Consider the following 19,344-nt stretch of genomic DNA (forward strand, 5'->3'; position numbering starts at 1 on the left):
GCCATGAGACGACGTTCACGGGCGGCTCGCGTGCGCGCGGTGTTAAAAGGGGCCCCCTCCGCTGCCGGAGGCGTTAAGAGGGGGCCCCTCCTTTCAGGCGCCGCGCAGGGTGGCGCCGAAGCGCTCGGCGGCGACAGCGACCGCCGCGTCGCGCGCCGCCACCGCCTCCTCGCCCGCCAGGGTCCGGTCCGGGGCGCGGAACGTCAGCTTGTACGCCAGCGACTTGCGCCCCTCGCCGAGCTGCTCGGAGGTGTAGACGTCGAACAGGCGGACGTCCTCCAGCAGCGCGCCCGCGCCCTCGACCAGCGCCGCCCGCACCTCGGCGGCCGGCACCGCGTCGTCCACCACGAGCGCCACGTCGATCAGCGCCGGCGGGAACGTGGAGATGGTCGGGCCGGCGACCAGGGGGGCGGCGGGCAGCGCGTCCAGGTCCAGTTCCATGGCGCTGGTCCGCCGGGGCAGCTCCAGCGCGGCCAGCACGGCCGGGTGCAGCTCACCGGCGTGGCCGACGACCACGTCGTCCACCACCAGTTCGGCGCAGCGGCCCGGGTGCCAGGGCGCGCGCTCGCCGGCCCGTACCGTCACCCGGTCGGCGGGGATCCCGGCGGCGTCGAGCACGGCCCGGCCCGCCTCGATCGCGTCGGCCCAGCCGGCCGCGCGGCCCGCGCCCCACCAGCCAGCCGGCTCGATCTCGCCGGTCAGCGCGACCGCGACGTGCCGCGGCTGGGCAGGTACCACCGCGTCGGCGGCGGCGAACTCCTCGTCGGTGGGCCGCCGGTCCACGCCCATCGCGGGCGGGGCGCCGGCGCCGGGGCGCGGGTGGAAGACGGTGCCGATCTCGTAGATCGCCACGTCCCGCTGACCCCGGCCGACGTTGCGCCTGACGATGCCGAGCAGCGGGCCGAGCAGCGTGGTGCGCAGCAGCGGCTCCTCCTCCGACAGCGGGTTCGCCAGGCGTACCGCGGGGCGGCGCGGGTCGTCGGCGGGCAGGCCGAGCTGGTCGACCAGTTCCGGCGCGACGAACGGCTGCGCCAGCACCTCGACGTAGCCGCGCTCGGCGAGCGAGCGGGCGACGGCCCGGCGGCGCTGCTGCTGCCAGGTCAGGCCCCGGCCGGGCGGCGCGGTGGGCAGCACCGACGGCACCCGGTCGTAGCCGTCGAGGCGTACCACCTCCTCCACCAGGTCGGCCGGGTCGGTCAGGTCGGGACGCCAGCTCGGCGGCGTCACGGTCAGCACCTCACCCTCGCCGGAGCCGACCCCGGCCGTGCCCGGGTCCTCGGCGAGCCGGTCCGCGCCGCGCGTGACTGTGCAACCGACCTGCTCCAGCAGCTCCACCACGCGGTCCGGCGAGTAGGACACGCCGACCCGCCGCGACGGCAGGTCCACCGGCAGCGTCACCGGCGTACGCGGCGCGACGTGGTCGATGTCGAGCACCTCGTCGCCGGCCGTGCCGCCGGCGAGGTCGGTGAGCAGCCGGACCGCCTTGTCCAGCGCGACCAGCGGCAGCGCCGGGTCGACGCCCCGCTCCCACCGCTTCGCCGCCTCGCTGAACAGCTTGTGCCGCCGCGCGGTACGGCCGACGGTCGCCGGATCCCAGTGCGCCGCCTCGAACAGCACGTTCGTGGTGGAGGCGAGCACCTCGCTGGTCTCACCGCCCATCACCGCGGCCAGCGAGATCGGACCCGTGTCGTCGCAGATCACCAGGTCCTCGGCGGACAGCGTCCGGCTCACCCCGTCCAGCGTGGTCAGCTTCTCCCCCGCCTCGGCGCGGCGCACCACGAGCGGCCCGGCGATCCGGTCCGCGTCGAAGGCGTGCATCGGCTGGCCGAGTTCGAGCATCAGGTAGTTGGTGATGTCGACCGCGAGCGAGATGCTGCGCACGCCGGCCACGGTGAGCCGCTGCCGCATCCAGCCCGGCGTCTCCACGGTCGGGTCGACGCCGCGCACCATCCGCGCCGCGAACCGGTCGCAGCCGACCGGGTCACGGACCTCCACCGGGTACGCGGGCTCGGCGGTCGCGCCGGGCGCTGGCGCGTCGGCCGGGTCGCGGAACGGCACGCCGAGCGCGTGCGACAGCTCCCGGGCGATGCCGCGCACGCTCAGCGCGTACCCGCGGTCCGGGGTGATCTCCATCTCGACCACGACGTCGTCCAGGCCGACGACGGGCCGGGCGTCGTCGCCGGGCTGGGCCTTGACGTCCTCGGGCAGCACGACGATGCCCGAGTGGTCGTCGCCCAGTCCCAGCTCCTGGGCCGAGCAGATCATGCCGTGGGAGTTGCGCCCGTACGTCTTGCGCGCGCCGATCGCGAACCCGCCGGGCAGCACTCCGCCGGGGAGGATCACCACGACCTTGTCGCCCTGGGCGAAGTTGCGCGCCCCGCAGACGATCTCCTGCGGCTCGCCGGTGCCGTTCGCGGCGCCGACGTCGACCCGGCAGAAGCGGATCGGCTTCTTGAAGCCGGTCAGCTCCTCGATCTCCAGGACCTCGCCGACGACCAGCGGGCCGGTGACGGACTCGCGCAGGTCCACCACGGACTCGACCTCGATGCCGAGGTCGACCAGCGCCTGCTCCAGGTCGCCGGTGGGCAGGTCGGCCGGCAGGTCGACGTACTCGCGCAGCCAACTGACAGAAACTCGCATGACTGTTAAACCACCGTTCCCGTAGCTCAGGCGCCGAACGCGCGGGTGAACCGCACGTCGCCCTCGGCCATGTCCCGCATGTCGCTGACGCCGTGCCGGACCATCACGGTCCGGTCGATGCCCATGCCGAACGCGAATCCGGAGTAGACCTCCGGGTCAATGCCGCAGGCGCGCAGCACCCGCGGGTTGACCATGCCGCAGCCGCCCCACTCGACCCACTGCGGACCGTCCCGGTGCTCCGGGAACCAGACGTCGAACTCCGCCGACGGCTCGGTGAACGGGAAGTAGTGCGGCCGCCAGCGGGTCTTCGCGCCCTCGCCGAACATGGCCCGGGCGAAGTGGTCGAGCGTGCCGCGCAGGTGCGCCATGGTGATGCCCTTGTCCACCACGAGGCCCTCGACCTGGTGGAAGACCGGCGCGTGGGTGGCGTCCAGCTCGTCGGTGCGGTAGACCCGGCCGGGCACCACCACGTAGATGGGCGGCTTGCGGCTGAGCATGGTGCGCGCCTGCACCGGCGACGTGTGGGTGCGCAGCACCAGGCCCGAGCCCTCGGGTGCGATGTGGAACGTGTCCATCAGGCCGCGCGCCGGGTGGTCGGCCGGGATGTTCAGCGCGTCGAAGTTGGTCCACTCCAGCTCGACCTCGGGACCCTCGGCCACCTCGTAGCCCATGCCGATGAACAGGTCACTGATCTGCTCCATCAGCACGCTCAGCGGGTGGCGGGCGCCACGCGGCCGGCGGTCGTACGGCAGGGTCACGTCGACCCGCTCCTCGACCAGCACCCGCTCGGCCTGCTCGCGCTCCAGGATCTCCTGCCGGGCGGCGTACGCGGACTCGATCGCCCGGCGGGCCTCGTTGACCCGCTTGCCGGCGTCGGCCTTCGCGGCCGGCGGCAGCGCGCCGATCTCCCGGCGCGCCAGCGACACCGGCGACCGGTCGCCGAGGTGCGCGGGGCGCAGCGCGGTGAGCGCGTCCGGGTCGGTGGCGTCGGCGAACGCCTTCTCGGCGTCGGCCACTGCTCCGGCCAGGGCGTCCGGGTCGAGCAGGGCGACCTGCTTCGGGTCGTACGGATCGTTGCGGTAGCTCATGGTGAACGGGCACTCCCTCACGGCGGCGCCGACCCTCACGGGTGGCTAGGCGAGTCTACGGACGCGCGGCTTCGCCGCAGCCCGCCGGTGGGGAGTCGTGCAGGGGGAAGGGTCAGGCCCGCCGCCCGCCGACACCGGCGGGCTGGCTAAACGAACGCCGTGGCGCGTTCATGACGAGGCGGACTCCCCTGCTGTCTCTCGCGTGCCCCGGGGGACACGCAGTGCTCTGGCGGAAGAATACAGGCAGACGGCGGCAGCCGCAGCCAGGTTCAGGCTCTCCGCGCGCCCGTGCAGCGGCACCCGGACCCGGGCGTCGGCGGCGGCGGTCAGCTCCTCGGGCAGGCCGTGCGCCTCCGATCCGAACAGCCACGCTGTCGGCGCGGCCAGCATTCCGGCGTCGGCGAGGTCGTCCAGGTCGCTGTCGCCGTACCCGGTGGTGGCGAAGATCTTCAGGCCCGCGGCCCGCAGCGCCTCGACGGCGGCGAGCGGGTCGGCGGCGCGCACCACGTCGACGTGGAAGAGGCTGCCGGCGGAGGCCCGCACACATTTGCCGTTGTAGGGGTCGACCGCCTCGCCAGCGAAGATCACCGCGCCCGCCCCGGCCGCGTCGGCGGTGCGCAGCACGGTGCCGGCGTTGCCCGGGTCGCGGATCCCGGCGAGCACCGCGACCAGTCGCGGTGCGCGCGCCACGGCCTGCGCCAGGGGTACGTCGAGGTGCCGGCACACCGCCACCAGTCCCTGCGGCGCGACCGTCTCGGCCAGCGCGGCCAGCGCGTCGTCGGTCACCTCGGAGACGGGCACGTCGGCCCGGGCGGCCGTGGCGGCGAGGTCGGCGTACCTGTCGAGCGCCGCCGGGGTGCCGAACAGCTCGACCACGGTGCCGGCGCGGGCCAGCGCCTCCCGGACCGCCTGCGGCCCCTCGGCCAGGAACCGGCCGGCCTGGTCGCGGTCGCGCCGGCGGTGCAGCCGGCGGGCCGCCACGACCCTGGGGGTACGCGGGGTGAACGGTCCGGGAACGGCGTCGAGACGCCTCCCCTGCGGATGTGACTGCATGGGAGACGCCTCGATCTGCCGTACGGGGTGGGTCAGGCGGCCTGAGCCGCGGCGCCACCGGTGCCCTCGGCCGCCACGGCGGCGCGGGCCAGCTCGACGATCGCCGCGAACGAGGCGGCGTCGTTGACGGCCATGTCGGCCAGGATCTTCCGGTCGACCTCGATGCCGGCCAGGCGCAGGCCCTGGATCAGCCGGTTGTAGGTCAGGCCGTTGGCCCGGGCGCCGGCGTTGATCCGCTGGATCCAGAGCTGCCGGAAGTCGCCCTTGCGGTCGCGACGGTCCCGGTAGGAGTACTGCATCGAGTGCAGCACCTGCTCCTTGGCCTTGCGGTACAGCCGGGAGCGCTGACCGCGGTAACCGCTCGCGGTCTCCAGCAGGGTACGACGCTTCTTCTGGGCGTTCACAGCCCGCTTGACGCGTGCCATCTCAACTCCTTCTTCGGTTCAGGTGGCTCGCGTCAGCGGCCGAGCAGCTTCTTGATGCGCTTGACGTCGGCCTTGGCCAGCTCGACGGTGCCGGTCAGCCGACGGGTCTGGGTGCTGGGCTTCTTCTCCAGGTTGTGGCGAAGGCCGGCCTGCTGGGCAACGATCTTGCCCTTGCCGGTCACCTTGACCCGCTTGCCCATACCCGTGTGGCTCTTCATCTTCGGCATTGGAACGTCTTCTCCCCTGTTACTGGCCGCTGGTCTCAGCGGTCGTACCGGTCTCGCCGGCTGCTGCGGTGTCGCCGGCCGCCGGGGTCTCGCCGGCCGGAGCGGCCGGTTCCTCCGCGGCCCGGTCGCGCGGTCCACCGCGGGACGCCGTGGCGGCGACCGCGGAGGCCTTGACGGCCCGGTGCGGAGCGAGAACCATGATCATGTTGCGGCCGTCCTGCTTCGGAGCGGCCTCGACGTATCCCAGGTCCGTGATCTCGGACTCGAGCCGGCGCAGGAGCCGGTAACCCAGCTCCGGGCGGCTCTGCTCCCGACCGCGGAACATGATCGTCACCTTGACCTTGTCGCCGGCCTTGAGGAACCGCACCACGTGACCCTTCTTGGTCTCGTAGTCGTGCGGGTCGATCTTCGGCCGGAGCTTCATCTCCTTGATGACGGTCTGCTGCTGGTTACGCCGCGCTTCGCGCGCCTTGAGTGCGCTCTCGTACTTGAACTTGCCGAAGTCCATGAGCTTGCACACCGGCGGGCGCGCCATCGGCGCAACCTCGACCAGGTCCAGGTCGACGTCCGCGGCCAGCTGCAGGGCGCGCTCAAGCGGGACGATGCCCACCTGCTCACCCTCAGGGCCGACCAGTCGGACCTCACGTGCCCGGATCTGCTCGTTCACGCGTGGTTCGACGCTGATGGGGCCTCCTCGAGTCGAGTCTCCTACGGTGCCGACTCCGCGGGCTCCCGGGCGGGAGCCGACCCGGAAAGCAGAAGGCCCCGGCGTATGCCAGGGCCCACTCGACCGGTCGGCACGATCACAGGATCGCGCATCCGGCGCCGGGACGTGCCCGAAACCGGGGACCGGACCCGGCCACCGTGGCGGCGACTCGGGTGGGAGCGGGCGCTCCGCTTCACGACCGCCCGCGCGTCAGGGACGGGGGCAGTCTGGTCGACTCCGCAACACTACACCCTCGGCCCAGGCCCGCCCAAACCGGGCTCGCTGGTCAGCGGGGTGCCGACTGGCCGGCGGACAGCGCCGCCAGGTGCGCCTGGTGCAGCCGGCGCAACGCGCGGACCGCCTCGACCGCGCTCTCCTTGTCGGCGGCCTGCAACGCGACCATCGGGAGCAGGTCGTCGTCGTGCAGCTCCAGGCTGGCCCACGGGGCACCCCGGTCGAACCGGACCCCGCGGATCACCTCCCACGGCAGCTCGTACGAGCTGAACACGTTGCGCACCCGGACGCCCTTGGCGTCGGCGACCACGCGCGGGCGGGTGAACAGCAGGAAGCCGAGCGCACCGAACACGCCCAGGCCGATCATGGCGAACTGGTCGCCGCGCTGGAACGTGCCGTAGCCGTTGCCGGTGGCGCCGGTCAGCGACGTCGCGACGAGGCTGAACACGACGAACAGCGTGACGGCCGACACCCAGCACACGACCCGGACGCGGCGGGGTCGCACGGTCACCACGGAATCGCTCACCCGACCAGTCTGCCATCCGGTTCGCGCGCATCTTCGGCCGCCACACGGTCCGGGCCGCGCCGGCGCAGGCTGGTGACCACCACGGCGAGCAGCGTGAGCAGGGCGCCGGCCAGCACCGGCAGCCGCACGCCGGGCCCGCCGGGCAGGACCAGGTCCAGCAGCAGCGCGCCGCCGAGCTGCCCGGCCACCAGCGCCAGGCCGGTGCGCAGCACCCCGGCGGCGCGTACGCCGACCAGCAGGGAGAGCACGATGCCGACGCCGAGCAGGCCGCCGACGTAGAGCCACCACTGGCCGGGCCAGCGGGGCTGGCTCGTGAGCGCGCCGGTCAGCGCCGCCACCGCGCCGATCACCACGGTGCTGACCGCGAAGTTGACGGCGAGCCCGGCGGCCGGGCCCACGGTGGCGGCGACCCGGCCGTTGAGCGCGGACTGCGTCGCCACCGCCAGCCCGCCCAGGACGCAGAGCAGCACCAGCCCGACCGCCAGTTCGCCGACCGGGCGGCCGAGCTGGGCGAGCGCGACCGCGCCGACGCCGAGCACCGCCCCGCCGACGCGGGGCACGGTGAGCGGCATCCGCCCGGTCGCGGCCAGCCCGGCCCGGTCCACCGCCAGGCCGCCGAGGCTGCCGCCGGCCACCTGGGCGATGGTGAACACCGCCACCCCGAGCACGGGCACCACCACCGGCGCGACCAGCACGATCACTGCACCGCCCACCCCGCCCAGGTAGGTCCACCAGGGCAGGCCGGAGCGGCGCAACGCGGCCAGCCCGGCGCGCATCGACGGCAACGCCACGATCCCGGCCAGCACCAGCAGGCAGCCGCCGAGGTTGTTGACGACCGCGCCGAGGACCGGGGCGCCGGTCCGCTCCCCCATCTCGGCGTTGACCACGCCCTGGGCGGCGGAGGCCACGCCACCGGCCACGACCACCGCGAGCGCGGCCGGGAGCGGCAGCGGCCTCACAGGCGGCAGGCGTGGATGTTGGTGACCAGGATCGCGCGGGCGCCCAGCTCGTACAGCTCGTCCATGATCCGGTGCACGTCGTCGCGGAGCACCATCGCCTGCACCGCGACCCAGCCCTCCCGGTGCAGCGGCGAGACCGTCGGCGACTCGATGCCGGGGGTCAGCGAGCTGGCCCGGTCGAGCAGGCCGGCCGGTACGTCGTAGGCGAGCATCACGTAGCGCCGGGCGACCAGGACGCCGTGCAGCCGGCGCAGCAGCTGCTCGTGCTGGGTGCCGCCGGGCGTGCCGGCGCGGCGGACCAGCACCGCCGAGGAACGCAGCAGCGGCTCGCCGAACACCACCAGGCCGGCCTGGCGCAGCGTCGCGCCGGTCTCCACCACGTCGGCGACCACGTCGGCCACGCCGAGGCGGATGGCGTTCTCCACCGCGCCGTCCAGGCGGATCACGTCGGCCTTGACGCCCAGCTCGGCCAGGTGCCGCTCGACCAGACCCGGGTACGCGGTGGCGATCCGGTGCCCGCCCAGATCCCGGACGTCGTCCACGTCCTGCGGGCGGGCGGCGAACCGGAAGGTGGCCTGGGCGAAGGCGAGGTCCACCACCTCCTCGGCCGGAGCGCCGGAGTCGATCAGCAGGTCCCGCCCGGTGATGCCGACGTCGAGGTCACCGGAGCCGACGTAGGTGGCGATGTCCTTGGGGCGCAGGTAGAAGAACTCGATGTCGTTGGGCTCGTCCCGGCAGACCAGGTCCTTCGGGTCGGTGCGCTGGCGGTAGCCCGCCTCGCGCAGCATCTGGGCCGCCTTCTCGGCCAGGGCGCCCTTGTTGGGTACTGCGACACGCAGCATGGGAGTGCTCCTTCGTTCGATCGGATGATCAGCGGACGGGCACTCACAGATGTCGGTAGACGTCCTTCAGTTCCAGACCGGTCGCGAGCATCAGCACCTGCGCCTGGTAGAGCAGCTGGGAGATCTCCTCGGCGGCCCGCTCCGGGCCCTCGTGCTCGGCGGCCATCCACGACTCGGCCGCCTCCTCGACGACCTTCTTGCCGATGAAGTGCACGCCCTTCGCGAGCGCGTCGACCGTGCCCGAGCCCGGGGTGCCGGCGGCGGCCTTGGCCTGCAGCTCGGCGAACAACTCCTCGAACGTCTTCACGGAAGGCGATTCTTCCAGCCGCTGCTGGTGACGGGCCGGGTGGGTCAGGCGAAGCCGACGCGGTGGGCGGACTGGGCGTCCAGGCCGCGAATCGCGAGGGCGGCGTCCAGCGCGGCCACCGTCGCCGACCAGCCCTTGTCCTCGGCCGAGCCGGGCAGCCCGGCCCGGTCCCGGGCCTGCTCGACGGTGTCCACCGTCAGCACCCCGTGCGCCACCGGCTTGCCCTCGTCCAGCGCCACCCGGGTCAGGCCCTCGGTGACCGACTGGCAGACGTAGTCGAAGTGCGCCGTCGCGCCGCGTACCACGACGCCGAGCGCGACCACCACGTCGAAGCGGCGGGCCATCGCCTGGGCCACCACCGGCAGCTCCACCGAGCCTGCCACCCGGGCCACCACGGCCCGCGCCCCGCACGCCTGCGCGGCGGCCACCGCCCGCTCGGTCATGTGGTCGGTCAGCTCGCCGTGCCAGCGGGCGGCCACCACGCCGACAGTCATGCCGGCGGCGTCCACCGCGCTCACGCCCGGCTCCCCGAAACCCGCCATCGCCCTACGCTCCGATCTCGTCACCGGCGACCGGGCGGCCCATCGGCGCCTCGGTCACCTCGTCCAGTCCGTCCAGCAGGTGACCCATCCGGTCCCGCTTGGTGCGCAGGTAGCGCACGTTCTCCGGGTTGGACCGCACGGGCAGCCCCTCCCGGCCGGTCACGGTGAGCCCGTACCCCTCCAGCCCGGCCCGCTTGGCCGGGTTGTTCGTCAGCAGCCGCATCGAGCGGACGCCCAGGTCGTAGAGGATCTGCGCGCCGGTGCCGTAGTCGCGGGCATCGGCCGGCAGGCCCAGGTCGAGGTTCGCGTCCACGGTGTCGCGGCCCTGGTCCTGGAGCTGGTACGCCTGCAGCTTGTGCAGCAGGCCGATGCCCCGGCCCTCGTGCCCGCGCACGTAGAGGACCACGCCGCGGCCCTCGGCCGCGACCCGGGCCAGCGCGGCCTGCAACTGCGGCCCGCAGTCGCAGCGCAGCGAGCCGAACACGTCGCCGGTGAGGCACTCGGAGTGCACCCGCACCAGCACGTCCCGCCCCTCGCCGAGCTCGCCCATGACCAGCGCGACGTGCTCGGCCGGGTCGTGCTCGGCGCGGTAGCCGAGCGCCTTGAACACGCCGTACGGGGTGGGCATCCGGGCCTCGGCGGCCAGCTCGACCTGCTTCTCGGTACGCCGCCGGTAGGCGATCAGGTCCGCGATGGTGACCAGCGTCAGGCCGTGCTCGGCGCAGAACTTCTCCAGGTCCGGCAGGCGCATCATGGTGCCGTCGTCGTTCACCAGCTCGCACAGCACCCCGGCCGGGCGCAGCCCGGCCATCCGGGTCAGGTCCACCGCCGCCTCGGTGTGCCCGGGTCGGCGCAGCACCCCGCCGGCGCGGGCGCGCAGCGGCACCACGTGGCCGGGCCGGGCCAGGTCGGTCGGGTCGGTGGCGGCGTCGGCGAGCAGCCGGATGGTGTGCGACCGGTCGGCGGCCGAGATGCCGGTGCTGACGCCCTCCCGGGCGTCCACCGTCACGGTGTACGCGGTGCCGCGCCGGTCCTGGTTGGTGTGGTGCATCGGCGGCAGGTCCAGCCGGTCGCACTCGTCCTCGGTCAGCGGCACGCAGATGTAGCCGGAGGTGTAGCGGACCATGAACGCGACCAGCTCCGGGGTGGCCAGCTCGGCCGCGAAGATCAGGTCGCCCTCGTTCTCGCGGTCCTCGTCGTCGACCACGACCACGGGGCGCCCGGCGGCGATGTCCGCCACCGCCTGCTCGATCGAACCGAAAGTGGTCATGCCACTGCCTCCGAGTACGTCGCCGGGATCGGGGCGGGCGCGGTCGCGACGGCCCGGGAGGTGCGCCACCAGCTGTACAGGCCGGCCGCGCAGAACGCGCCGTAGACCAGGTACATGGCGGCCGACGGGTAGAAGCCGCCGCGCAGCAGCAGCGGTACGCCGACCGCGTCGACGGCGATCCAGATCAGCCAGAACTCGACCCAGCCGCGGGCCATGCCGTACGTGGCGAGCAGGCTGCCGACCAGGATCCAGGCATCAGGCAGCGGCCCCCACGAGCCGAGCGCGGCGAGCACCGGGTACGCGGCGGCGGTGCCGACGACGGCGGCCACGAGCAGGCCGAGCCGCTCCGGCCAGGTGGCCCAGCGCGGCACCACGGCCGGCTCGTCCCCGCCACCGGCACGCCGGTTGCGCGACCAGCGCCACCAGCCGTACACGCTGACGGCGAAGAAGAAGACCTGCCGGCCGGCCTGGCCGTAGAGGTCGTGCGCCTGCGGGGTGACGAAGACGCCGCCGAGGAACACGGTGAGCAGCAGCGCGTTGCCGATCATGCCGACCGGCCAGGCCCACACCACCCGGCGCAGCCCGAGCAGCGCCGAGGCGAGCCCGAAGCCGTTGCCGACGATCTCCCGGACCAGCACCGGCGAGCCGGCCACGTGCACCTGGGCGTCGAGCAGCCAGCCGAGCGGGCCCATCACCGCACGCTTCCCGCGCCGCGGTCGCCGAGCAGCCGTTCGACGTACTTGGCCAGCACGTCGACCTCCAGGTTGACCGGGTCGCCGACCTGCTTCGTGCCGAGCACGGTGAGCTTGAGCGTGGTGGGGATCAGGCCGACCGAGAACCAGTCGTCGCCCGCCTCGGCGACGGTCAGCGACACGCCGTCGACGGTGATCGAGCCCTTCTCCACCACGTACCGGGCCAGCCCGTCGGGCAGCCGGAACCGGACCGTCTCCCACTGCGCGGCCGGCTCCCGGGCGACGATCTCGCCGACGCCGTCGACGTGGCCCTGCACCAGGTGCCCGCCGAGGCGGCTGTTGAGCGCGGCGGCGCGTTCCAGGTTGACCGGGTCGCCGGGGCGCAGCGCCCCCAGCGCGGTGCGGCGCAGCGTCTCGCCCATCACGTCGGCGGTGAACACCCCGCCGTCGACGTCGACAACGGTCAGGCATACCCCGTTCACCGCGATGGAGTCGCCGTGCCGGGCGTCCGAGGTGACGAGCGGGCCACGGATGGCGACCAGGGCGGAGTCGTCGCCGGTCTCGGTGCTCCGGACGATCTCGCCCAGTTCCTCGACGATGCCGGTGAACATGTCAGGCCTCCCTCTTCCGGGGCAGCGCGGTGATCCGCAGGTCGGGACCGACCCGCGTAACGTCGGTGATCTCCAGATCGATGGCGTCGGCGATGGTGCTCACGCCGGCGTCGAGCAGCGCGGTCGGGCCGGCGCCGAGCAGCTTCGGCGCGACGTACCCGACGATCTTGTCGACCAGGCCGGCGGCGAGGAACGCGCCGGCCAGCGTCGGCCCGCCCTCCAGCAGCGCGGCCCGCACGCCGCGGTGGTGCAGCTCCGCGAGCAGCGCCGCCAGGTCGACCCGGCCGTCCGGCCCGGCGCCGACCTCCGCGGCGGTGGCCACCCAGGTGCGGGCGGCGCCGTCGCGGACCCGGGCCTCGGCCGGGGTACGCCCCGAGCTGTCCACCACGACCCGCAGCGGCTGCCGGATGGCCAGGGTGCCGTCGCGCAGGTTGCGGGCGGTGAGCCGGGGGTCGTCGGTGAGCACGGTGCCCACCCCGGCGAGCACCGCGTCGACGGTGCCGCGCAGCGCGTGCACGTCGATCCGGGCCGCCTCGGAGGTGATCCACATGCTGGTGCCGTCGGCGGCGGCCGAACGCCCGTCGAGCGTGGCCGCGTACTTCCAGATCAGGTACGGCCAGCCCCGGCGCATCGAGGTGAGCCAGGCGACGTTGCCGGCCTCGGCCTCCTGGGCGCGTACCCCGAGGGTCACCTGGACCCCGGCGGCGCGCAGCGTGGCCGCGCCGCCGGAGGCGACCGGGTTGGGGTCGGGCACGGCGACCACGACGCGGGCCACCCCGGCGGCGATGAGCGCGTGGCTGCAGGGGCCGGTGCGGCCGGTGTGGTCGCAGGGCTCCAGGGTGACCACAGCGGTGCCGCCGCGGGCGCGGGCGCCGGCCTGGGCCAGCGCGACGATCTCGGCGTGCGGGCCGCCGGCGTAGGCGTGGAAGCCCTCGCCGACGACCTCGCCGTCGGTGTCGAGCAGCACGCAGCCGACGACCGGGTTGGGGCTGGTGGCGCCGAGGCCGCGCGCGGCCAGTTCGATGGCACGACGCATCGCCTCGTCGACGGAGACGCTCGCCATGGCCGTCTGTCCTCCCGCTCGCCGGTCGCGCGCGGGCGGGTTCGGGAGCAGCGGCCACAAAGCCGCGGACACGCGGCGGCGGAGAACCCGGGGACGGCGTCGCCGACCCCAGGGAGCCCACGCGGCGGCTGAGGGTGCTCAGCGGCCGGCAGGGGCCTCCCCCGTTCCGCGCGCTGTCTCCCATCCGGACTGTCTGGGGGCGGACGAGCCGCACCCCAACCGTCGGCCCCGGATTCTCACCAGGTCCACCGTCCGGCCGAAGCCGTCCGGGTCGCGGGCTTACCACGGTCGGACCGTGGATCACCGCCGGTTCGGAATTTCACCGAGCCCCGCCAGCGCGTGGTGGGTATACGGGAAGTCTTACACGTTCCGGCCGGGTGCGCGCCACAGAGGCGAGCTACCTCACAGGAGCGCTCAGGTGACGCCGCGCCGGCGGTCCACCGCCACGTACGAGCCGGGCTGGCTCTTGGCCACCGTCTTCATCTCCGAGGCCACCGCGATGGCCTCCAGCGGGTCGGTGAACCGCTTGCCGGAATCGGACAGCGACACCCCGATGGAGAGCGTGACGAGCGCGGCGCGGCGGATGTTGCCGCGCCGGTCCTTCAGCTCGACGAAGCCGCGTTCCCGGTCGGTGGCGTCGTAGAGCGCGTCCGCGGCCTTCTCGAAGTCGACAACGGCCCGGCTGGTCAGCGGCCGGACCTGGCTGGGCGCGCAGACGATCACGAAGTCGTCGCCGCCGACGTGCCCGAGGAACGCCGGCGGCAGCCCGATCGACACCACCGCCCGGTGCAGGCTGCGGGCCAGCGCCGAGATGAACTCGTCGCCGCGCACGAAGCCGTACCGGTCGTTGACGCTCTTGAACCGGTCGATGTCGATGTAGCCCACGGCGTAGTCGACGCCGTTGCGGACCCGGTCGCTGATCTCCCGCCGGATCCGGCTGTTGCCGGGCAGGCCGGTCAGCGGCGAGACCTCGCGGAACTCCTTGTTGCGCCGCAGCGTGGAGTTGACCCGGGCCACCAGCTCCAGCGTGTCGAACGGCTTGACCAGGTAGTCGTCGGCGCCGACGCTGAGCCCGTTGACCTTGTCCTGGGTCATCCCCTTGGCGGTCAGCATGATCACCGGCAGCGCGGAGGTCATCGGGTCGGCGCGCAGCCGCCGGGTCAGCTCCAGGCCGTCGACGCGCGGCATCATCAGGTCCACCACCGCCAGGTCGGGCCGCTGCCGCTCGATGATCTCCAGCGCCTCCTGGCCGTCACTGGCGTGCAGCACCTCGAAACCGTGCAGGCGCAGGTTGAACTCGACGAAGCGGGCGATGTCCTCGTCGTCGTCGACGACCAGGATGACGTCGGGGCGCTCGCCGGCCGCGTCCATCTCAGGCCCCGGTCATCGCACGTTCCGCCAGGCCCCGCAGGCGGCGTACCGCCTCCGCGGGATCGTCGGCGCCGTAGACGGCGGTGCCCGCGACGAACGCGTCGGCCCCGGCCGCGGCGGCCTGCTCGATGGTGTCCGCGGCGATGCCGCCGTCGACCTCGATGCGCAGCTCCAGGTGGCCGCTGTCGACGTGCCGGCGGGCGGCGCGCACCTTGTCCAGCAGCTGCGGCAGGAACCGCTGGCCGCCGAAACCGGCCTTGATCGTCATGATCAGCAGCGTGTCGAAGCTCGGCAGCAGCTCCAGGTACGGCTCGATCGGGGTGTCCCGGTCGATCGCCAGGCCCGCCTTCGCCCCGGCCGAGCGCAGATCCTTGGCCAGCGCCACCGGGTCGTCGCACGCCTCGGCGTGGAACGTGACGTTGTACGCCCCGGCGTCGGCGTACCCGGGCGCCCAGCGGCGCGGATCGGTGATCATCAGATGCACGTCGAACGGGATCTCGGTCACGGCGCGCAGGCTCTGCACCACCGGCAGCCCGATGGTCAGGTTGGGCACGAAGTGGTTGTCCATGACGTCGACGTGCAGCCAGTCGGCGGCGGGCTCCACGGCACGGACCTCGTCGGCGAGGCGGGCGAAATCGGCGGCCAGGATGCTCGGCGCGACGATCGGCGGCGGTACGGTCACCGGGCCAGTGTACGAACGCGGTGATCCGGAGGTCGCGGCACGGCTCCCGGAGCGACAGGTGGTGAGCCTTCCGTCACCCGTGGTGCACCATCGGGCCGTCCGGAGCGGAAAACGGCACGAATAGTCGTCGGTGACTAGCCGATCGATTGAAAGATGACGAAACTCCTACAGGGACGGTCACGTATGCTGCACGCCCGGGCGCGGGGGACGCCGGTCGGGCCTATGGCGACCGGCTGCCATCTCTCCCGGAAGGGGCGGACGATGCGACGGTGGCTCCACGTGCTCGCGCTGGCCGGCGCCGCGACTGCGGTGCTCGCCGGCTGCGCTCAGACACACCGGGCCGATGGCGACCTGATCGACGACTGGGCGGCGCTGCCGGCGCCGCGGCTGTTCGTACCGGCGACAGACGCGTGCCTGCCCCGGCTCACCACGGTGGTGGCCGCCGCCACGTACGAGACCGTCGACTGCGCGGGCAGCCACCTGGCCGAGACGGTGCACGTCGGCACGTTCACCGGGCCGGAGACGCTCGGCGACCGCCCCGAGCCGGGCACCCCCGCGCTGCGGACCGCGCGCGCCGAGTGCGACCGGAGCGCCCGGGAGATGATCGGCGGGGACTGGCACGCCGCCCGGCTCACGCTGAACATCGCGCTGCCGACTGTGGCCGCCTGGGGCGCCGGCGCGCGCTGGTTCCGCTGCGACCTGGCCGAGACCGACAGCATCGACAACACCCGTCCGATCAACCGGGTCGGCAGCCTGCGCGGCGCGCTGGTCGGCGACAACCCGCTCGTGCACAGGTGCTTCGACCCGAAGCTGATCGGCAAGAACCTCAACTACATGGCCCCGGTGCTCTGCACCGAGCCGCACCGCGCAGAGTTCGTCGGCGTGTACGAGGAACGCGACATGAGCTGGGCGGAGTTCACCAAGGGCGCGCCCACCACGCACCGGCGCTGCATGACGCTGATCGCCCAGTTCGCCGAGGTGCCGGACAACGCCGAACTGCCGTACCGGGCCGGGTCCATCTACTACCCACCGTCGCAGCGGGAGTGGGAGGAGGGCGACCGGGGGGTGCGCTGTTTCCTGTGGAGCGACGACCGCAAGCTCAACCGATCGGTGCGCGGCGCCGGTCCCGAGGGGCTCCCGGTGACCTGATCGGCTGCCGTATGCTGCACCGCCGAGGCGTACCGGGGGGCCGGTCGGCTCCGGACGCACGGGGAGGTCGGTCGCGATGCGGCGTTTGTGGGTGGCGGTCACCGTGTCAACGGTGGCGGCGCTGGCGCTCGGCGGCTGCGCCGCGCCGGCCGGAGTGGACCGCGACCTGACCGACGACTGGCCCGCGTTCGCCGCGCCGGTCGGCTTCGTGCCGAGCACCGGGGCCTGTCACCCCACCGTCGCCGACGTCGGCTACCTCAGCGGCTACCAGCCGGTCGACTGCGCCGCCACCCACCGCGCCGAGACGCTGCACGTCGGCACGATGAGCGGCCCGGAGGCGGAGCGCTCCGCCCCGCCGCGCACCGGCTCGGCCGGTATGCGCGCCGCGCACGGCGACTGCGCCCGCCAGGTCACCCAGGCCCTCGGCGGGGACTGGCGCTCCGGGCGGCTGCGGCTGTCGGTGGTCTTCCCCTCGGCGCTCGCCTGGTCCGGCGGGGCCCGCTGGTACCGCTGCGACGTCGCCGAGGTGACCGACCTGGACCAGGGCGACGTGGCCGAGCGCACCGGCAGCCTGCGGGGCGCGCTGAAGCCCGGCTCGAAGCTGGCGCTGGGCTGCTTCAACCCGAAGATGAGCAAGGACGACGTGCAGGAGATGCGGCCGGTGGCCTGCACCGCGAAGCACCACGCCGAGTTCGTCGGCGTCTACCAGGCTCCGGACATCAGCTACGCCGAGTTCGAGCGCACCCCGCTGCGTACGCACAAGGCGTGCCGCGGGCTGATCGCCAAGTACGCGAAGCTGCCCGACGACGGCAACATGCAGTACCGGGCCGGCACCATCATCTACCACCCGTACGCGGAGCAGTGGCGCGACGGCGACCGGGGCGTGCAGTGCTTCCTCTGGGTCTCCGACCGGACGCTGACCCGCTCGGTGAAGGGCGCGGGCGCCAAGGCGCTGCCGATCACCTGAGCCACGGGCGGGGCGGGCCGGCGCCCACCCCGCCCGTGTCCGCTCAGCCGACCTGCAGCGTCACGTCGTCCACGACGAAGCTGGTCTGCAACGACGAGTCCTCGACCCCGGTCCACTTCAGCGTGACCGTCTGCCCGGCGTACGCGGCCAGGTTGAAGGTGCGCTGGGTGTAGCCGGTGGCCTTGTTCAGGTTCGAGTACGTGGCCAGCGTGGTCGAGCCGACCTGCACGGTGAGCTTGTCGTACGCGGTCGAGCTGGTCGTCTCGGCCGAGTCGATGTGCAACCAGAACGAGAACGTGTAGCTGCTGCACCCGGACGGCAGCGTGACCGACTGGGACAGCGTGTCGGTACGCGAGGAGCCGTACCCGTTCAGCCACGCCTTGTACGACCCGGTGCGGGCCGCCTGGCTGGAGCTGTTGGTGATCACGCCGGAGCTGGCCGTCCACGGCGTGGTGCCGGACTCGAAGCTGCTGTTGCCGATGAGCTGGCCGCCGGTGCAGCCGCCGCTCCCGCCGGTCACGGTGATCGTGTAGCTGGCGGTGCGGGTGGCCGAGCCGGTGCCGGTCACGGTGAGCGTGAACGTGCCGGTGGTGGCCGTCGACGAGGCGCTGACGGTCATGGTGGACGAGCCGCCCGAGGTGACCGAGGACGGGCTGAAGCTCACCGACACGCCGCTCGGGGCGCCACTGGCGGACAGCGCCACGGTCTGCGCGCTGCCGGAGGTGGTGGCGGTGCTGACGGTGGCGGTGGTGGAGCCGCCCCGGGCGACGCTGCCGGAGGTGGGGCTCACCGAGACGGAGAAGTCGTTGGCGGGTGTGCCGCCGCCGACCGCGAGCGCCCAGATCGTGTACGCGACGCCGTCCGCGGCCCGGTTCAGGATGGTCGTGTTGATGTTGCTGGTGTTGTCGCAGGAGCGGTGGTAGCAGCCGTCGTACGCCGCGCCGGCGGTGCCGCCCCACTTGCTGGCCTGCGCCGACGTCTTGGTGTAGCTGGCGCCCGCCGCGTAGCCGGAGGTCTGGATGCCGGCGTTGGCGAACGAGTAGTCGTCGGAGCGGCCCTGACCCTCGGTGTTCTCCTCCGGCGAGATGCCGAACGAGTCCCAGTACGCCTTCAGCGGCGCCGCGGTGGCCGAGGTGATCCGGTTGATGAAGTAGCCGCCGTTCGGCGAGCCGACCATGTCGAAGTTGTAGTAGCCCTTGATGTAGCCGCGCTGGGTGGAGCTGAGCTGGTTGACGTAGTGCTTGGAGCCCTGCAGGCCCTGCTCCTCGCCGTTCCACCAGGCGAACCGGACCCGCTTGGTCATGGTCGGGTTCTGCGCGGCCAGCACCAGCGCGTTCTCCAGCAGCACCGACGAGCCGGAGGCGTTGTCGTTGATGCCCGGCCCGGCGGCCACGCCGTCCAGATGCGCGCCGAACATGACGACCTGGTCCGACGGGCCCTGCGGCCACTCGGCGATCAGGTTGTTGCCCGGGTAGGTGCAGGTGGAGCAGTTCTGCTCGGTGACCGTGTAGCCGGCCGCCTGGAGCTTGCCCTTCACGTAGTTGACCGACGCGGTGTAGCCGGCCGAACCGGCGCGCCGGTTGCCGCCGTTGCTGGTGGCGATGGAGTTGAACTGGGTGAGGTGGGCCTGGATGTTGCTGAGGGAGACGTCCGGCGCGGCGAGCGCGGCGATCGCCGGGGCGGGGGCGGCGGCCGGCGCGGGGGCGGCGGAGGCGGTGCCGGCCAGGCTCGCCGTCGTCAGGGTGGCGACGAGGGCGAGCGCGAGGCTCGTGGTCGGCGTTCTGCGTCTCATGGAGACTCCTCGTGGGGGTTCGGCGGGCGGGGTGCCGGGACCGGTGGTCGAAACAGTTACATGCATCGATCGGACAGTCAACGGGCTGTCACATCCCACCGGCCCCCTCCCCCCACCGGGATGCCGCACACGCTCCATCGCTCCCCATTTCTCCGCATGACGAGCAAGGAGTTCGTGTCCGGGCACGGCGGACACGAA

At 73.4% G+C, this 19,344-nt stretch carries 20 protein-coding genes and 1 riboswitch; of the genes, 2 read left to right on the forward strand and 18 right to left on the reverse strand.

The window, feature by feature from the left end; translation table 11 throughout:
* Nucleotides 1-93: 93 nt before the first annotated feature.
* From pheT to rpe, 17 genes are all read right to left on the reverse strand, one after another.
* A complete protein-coding gene (gene pheT, locus A4R25_RS26750; RefSeq protein ID WP_064448493.1) occupies nucleotides 94-2,640 on the reverse strand; it encodes a phenylalanine--tRNA ligase subunit beta in 2,547 nt (848 codons plus the stop codon).
* Between the two features lie 26 nt (nucleotides 2,641-2,666).
* On the reverse strand, nucleotides 2,667-3,728 hold the full coding sequence (pheS, locus tag A4R25_RS26755) for a phenylalanine--tRNA ligase subunit alpha (protein ID WP_043324926.1): 1,062 nt from the start codon (nucleotides 3,726-3,728) through the stop codon (nucleotides 2,667-2,669).
* 168 nt (nucleotides 3,729-3,896) lie between these two features.
* Complete coding sequence (locus A4R25_RS26760) at nucleotides 3,897-4,781, reverse strand: RNA methyltransferase (protein ID WP_064448494.1); 885 nt, start codon at nucleotides 4,779-4,781, stop codon at nucleotides 3,897-3,899.
* A 32-nt stretch (nucleotides 4,782-4,813) separates the two neighbouring features.
* The gene (gene rplT, locus A4R25_RS26765) at nucleotides 4,814-5,206 is read right to left on the reverse strand and encodes a 50S ribosomal protein L20 (protein WP_043324928.1); all 393 of its coding nucleotides are present in this window, start codon (nucleotides 5,204-5,206) and stop codon (nucleotides 4,814-4,816) included.
* A 32-nt stretch (nucleotides 5,207-5,238) separates the two neighbouring features.
* Complete coding sequence (gene rpmI / locus A4R25_RS26770; protein ID WP_026267805.1) at nucleotides 5,239-5,433, reverse strand: 50S ribosomal protein L35; 195 nt, start codon at nucleotides 5,431-5,433, stop codon at nucleotides 5,239-5,241.
* A gap of 19 nt (nucleotides 5,434-5,452) precedes the next feature.
* Entirely contained in the window at nucleotides 5,453-6,100 is a 648-nt protein-coding gene (gene infC / locus A4R25_RS26775; protein ID WP_043324929.1) for a translation initiation factor IF-3, read from the reverse strand.
* A 325-nt stretch (nucleotides 6,101-6,425) separates the two neighbouring features.
* Entirely contained in the window at nucleotides 6,426-6,899 is a 474-nt protein-coding gene (locus A4R25_RS26780; protein ID WP_030502474.1) for a PH domain-containing protein, read from the reverse strand.
* Nucleotides 6,896-7,858, reverse strand: a complete 963-nt coding sequence (locus A4R25_RS26785) for a DMT family transporter (RefSeq protein ID WP_064448495.1) — start codon at nucleotides 7,856-7,858, stop codon at nucleotides 6,896-6,898. The genes A4R25_RS26780 and A4R25_RS26785 overlap by 4 nt, the downstream gene beginning before the upstream one ends.
* Nucleotides 7,855-8,700 carry an ATP phosphoribosyltransferase gene (gene hisG, locus A4R25_RS26790; RefSeq protein ID WP_043324931.1) on the reverse strand — a complete coding sequence of 282 codons (846 nt, stop codon included), beginning with the start codon at nucleotides 8,698-8,700 and terminating at the stop codon, nucleotides 7,855-7,857. Before hisG ends, A4R25_RS26785 begins: the two co-directional genes overlap by 4 nt.
* A 43-nt stretch (nucleotides 8,701-8,743) precedes the next feature.
* The gene (locus A4R25_RS26795; RefSeq protein WP_197494977.1) at nucleotides 8,744-9,025 is read right to left on the reverse strand and encodes a phosphoribosyl-ATP diphosphatase; all 282 of its coding nucleotides are present in this window, start codon (nucleotides 9,023-9,025) and stop codon (nucleotides 8,744-8,746) included.
* A 26-nt stretch (nucleotides 9,026-9,051) separates the two neighbouring features.
* A complete protein-coding gene (gene ribH, locus A4R25_RS26800) occupies nucleotides 9,052-9,549 on the reverse strand; it encodes a 6,7-dimethyl-8-ribityllumazine synthase (RefSeq protein ID WP_043324935.1) in 498 nt (165 codons plus the stop codon).
* Nucleotides 9,550-9,553: 4 nt separating this feature from the next.
* Complete coding sequence (locus tag A4R25_RS26805; protein ID WP_064448496.1) at nucleotides 9,554-10,819, reverse strand: bifunctional 3,4-dihydroxy-2-butanone-4-phosphate synthase/GTP cyclohydrolase II; 1,266 nt, start codon at nucleotides 10,817-10,819, stop codon at nucleotides 9,554-9,556.
* Nucleotides 10,816-11,511: a nicotinamide riboside transporter PnuC gene (gene pnuC, locus A4R25_RS26810; RefSeq protein WP_030502479.1), complete on the reverse strand. Its 696-nt coding sequence runs from the start codon at nucleotides 11,509-11,511 to the stop codon at nucleotides 10,816-10,818. The genes A4R25_RS26805 and pnuC overlap by 4 nt, the downstream gene beginning before the upstream one ends.
* Nucleotides 11,511-12,122: a riboflavin synthase gene (locus tag A4R25_RS26815; protein WP_064448497.1), complete on the reverse strand. Its 612-nt coding sequence runs from the start codon at nucleotides 12,120-12,122 to the stop codon at nucleotides 11,511-11,513. The genes pnuC and A4R25_RS26815 overlap by 1 nt, the downstream gene beginning before the upstream one ends.
* A 1-nt stretch (nucleotide 12,123) precedes the next feature.
* Complete coding sequence (gene ribD, locus A4R25_RS26820; RefSeq protein WP_043324937.1) at nucleotides 12,124-13,185, reverse strand: bifunctional diaminohydroxyphosphoribosylaminopyrimidine deaminase/5-amino-6-(5-phosphoribosylamino)uracil reductase RibD; 1,062 nt, start codon at nucleotides 13,183-13,185, stop codon at nucleotides 12,124-12,126.
* A 168-nt stretch (nucleotides 13,186-13,353) separates the two neighbouring features.
* Nucleotides 13,354-13,526, reverse strand: a riboswitch (FMN riboswitch).
* Nucleotides 13,527-13,599: 73 nt separating this feature from the next.
* Complete coding sequence (locus A4R25_RS26825) at nucleotides 13,600-14,556, reverse strand: response regulator (protein ID WP_043324938.1); 957 nt, start codon at nucleotides 14,554-14,556, stop codon at nucleotides 13,600-13,602.
* A gap of 1 nt (nucleotide 14,557) precedes the next feature.
* A complete protein-coding gene (gene rpe, locus A4R25_RS26830; protein WP_043324939.1) occupies nucleotides 14,558-15,238 on the reverse strand; it encodes a ribulose-phosphate 3-epimerase in 681 nt (226 codons plus the stop codon).
* Nucleotides 15,239-15,499: 261 nt separating this feature from the next.
* On the opposite strand from rpe, the gene A4R25_RS26835 reads away from it, so the two are divergent.
* Both A4R25_RS26835 and A4R25_RS26840 read left to right on the forward strand, forming a co-directional pair.
* Complete coding sequence (locus tag A4R25_RS26835; RefSeq protein ID WP_064448498.1) at nucleotides 15,500-16,387, forward strand: septum formation family protein; 888 nt, start codon at nucleotides 15,500-15,502, stop codon at nucleotides 16,385-16,387.
* Nucleotides 16,388-16,463: 76 nt separating this feature from the next.
* Nucleotides 16,464-17,354: a septum formation family protein gene (locus A4R25_RS26840; RefSeq protein WP_043324941.1), complete on the forward strand. Its 891-nt coding sequence runs from the start codon at nucleotides 16,464-16,466 to the stop codon at nucleotides 17,352-17,354.
* 43 nt (nucleotides 17,355-17,397) lie between these two features.
* Here the strand turns inward: A4R25_RS26840 and A4R25_RS26845 are convergent, their stop codons facing one another.
* A complete protein-coding gene (locus A4R25_RS26845) occupies nucleotides 17,398-19,146 on the reverse strand; it encodes a M28 family peptidase (RefSeq protein WP_064448499.1) in 1,749 nt (582 codons plus the stop codon).
* Nucleotides 19,147-19,344: the final 198 nt, after the last annotated feature.

Origin of the sequence: Micromonospora sp. NBRC 110037, from assembly GCF_001652995.1 — a bacterium.
Lineage (GTDB): Bacteria > Actinomycetota > Actinomycetes > Mycobacteriales > Micromonosporaceae > Micromonospora > Micromonospora chalcea.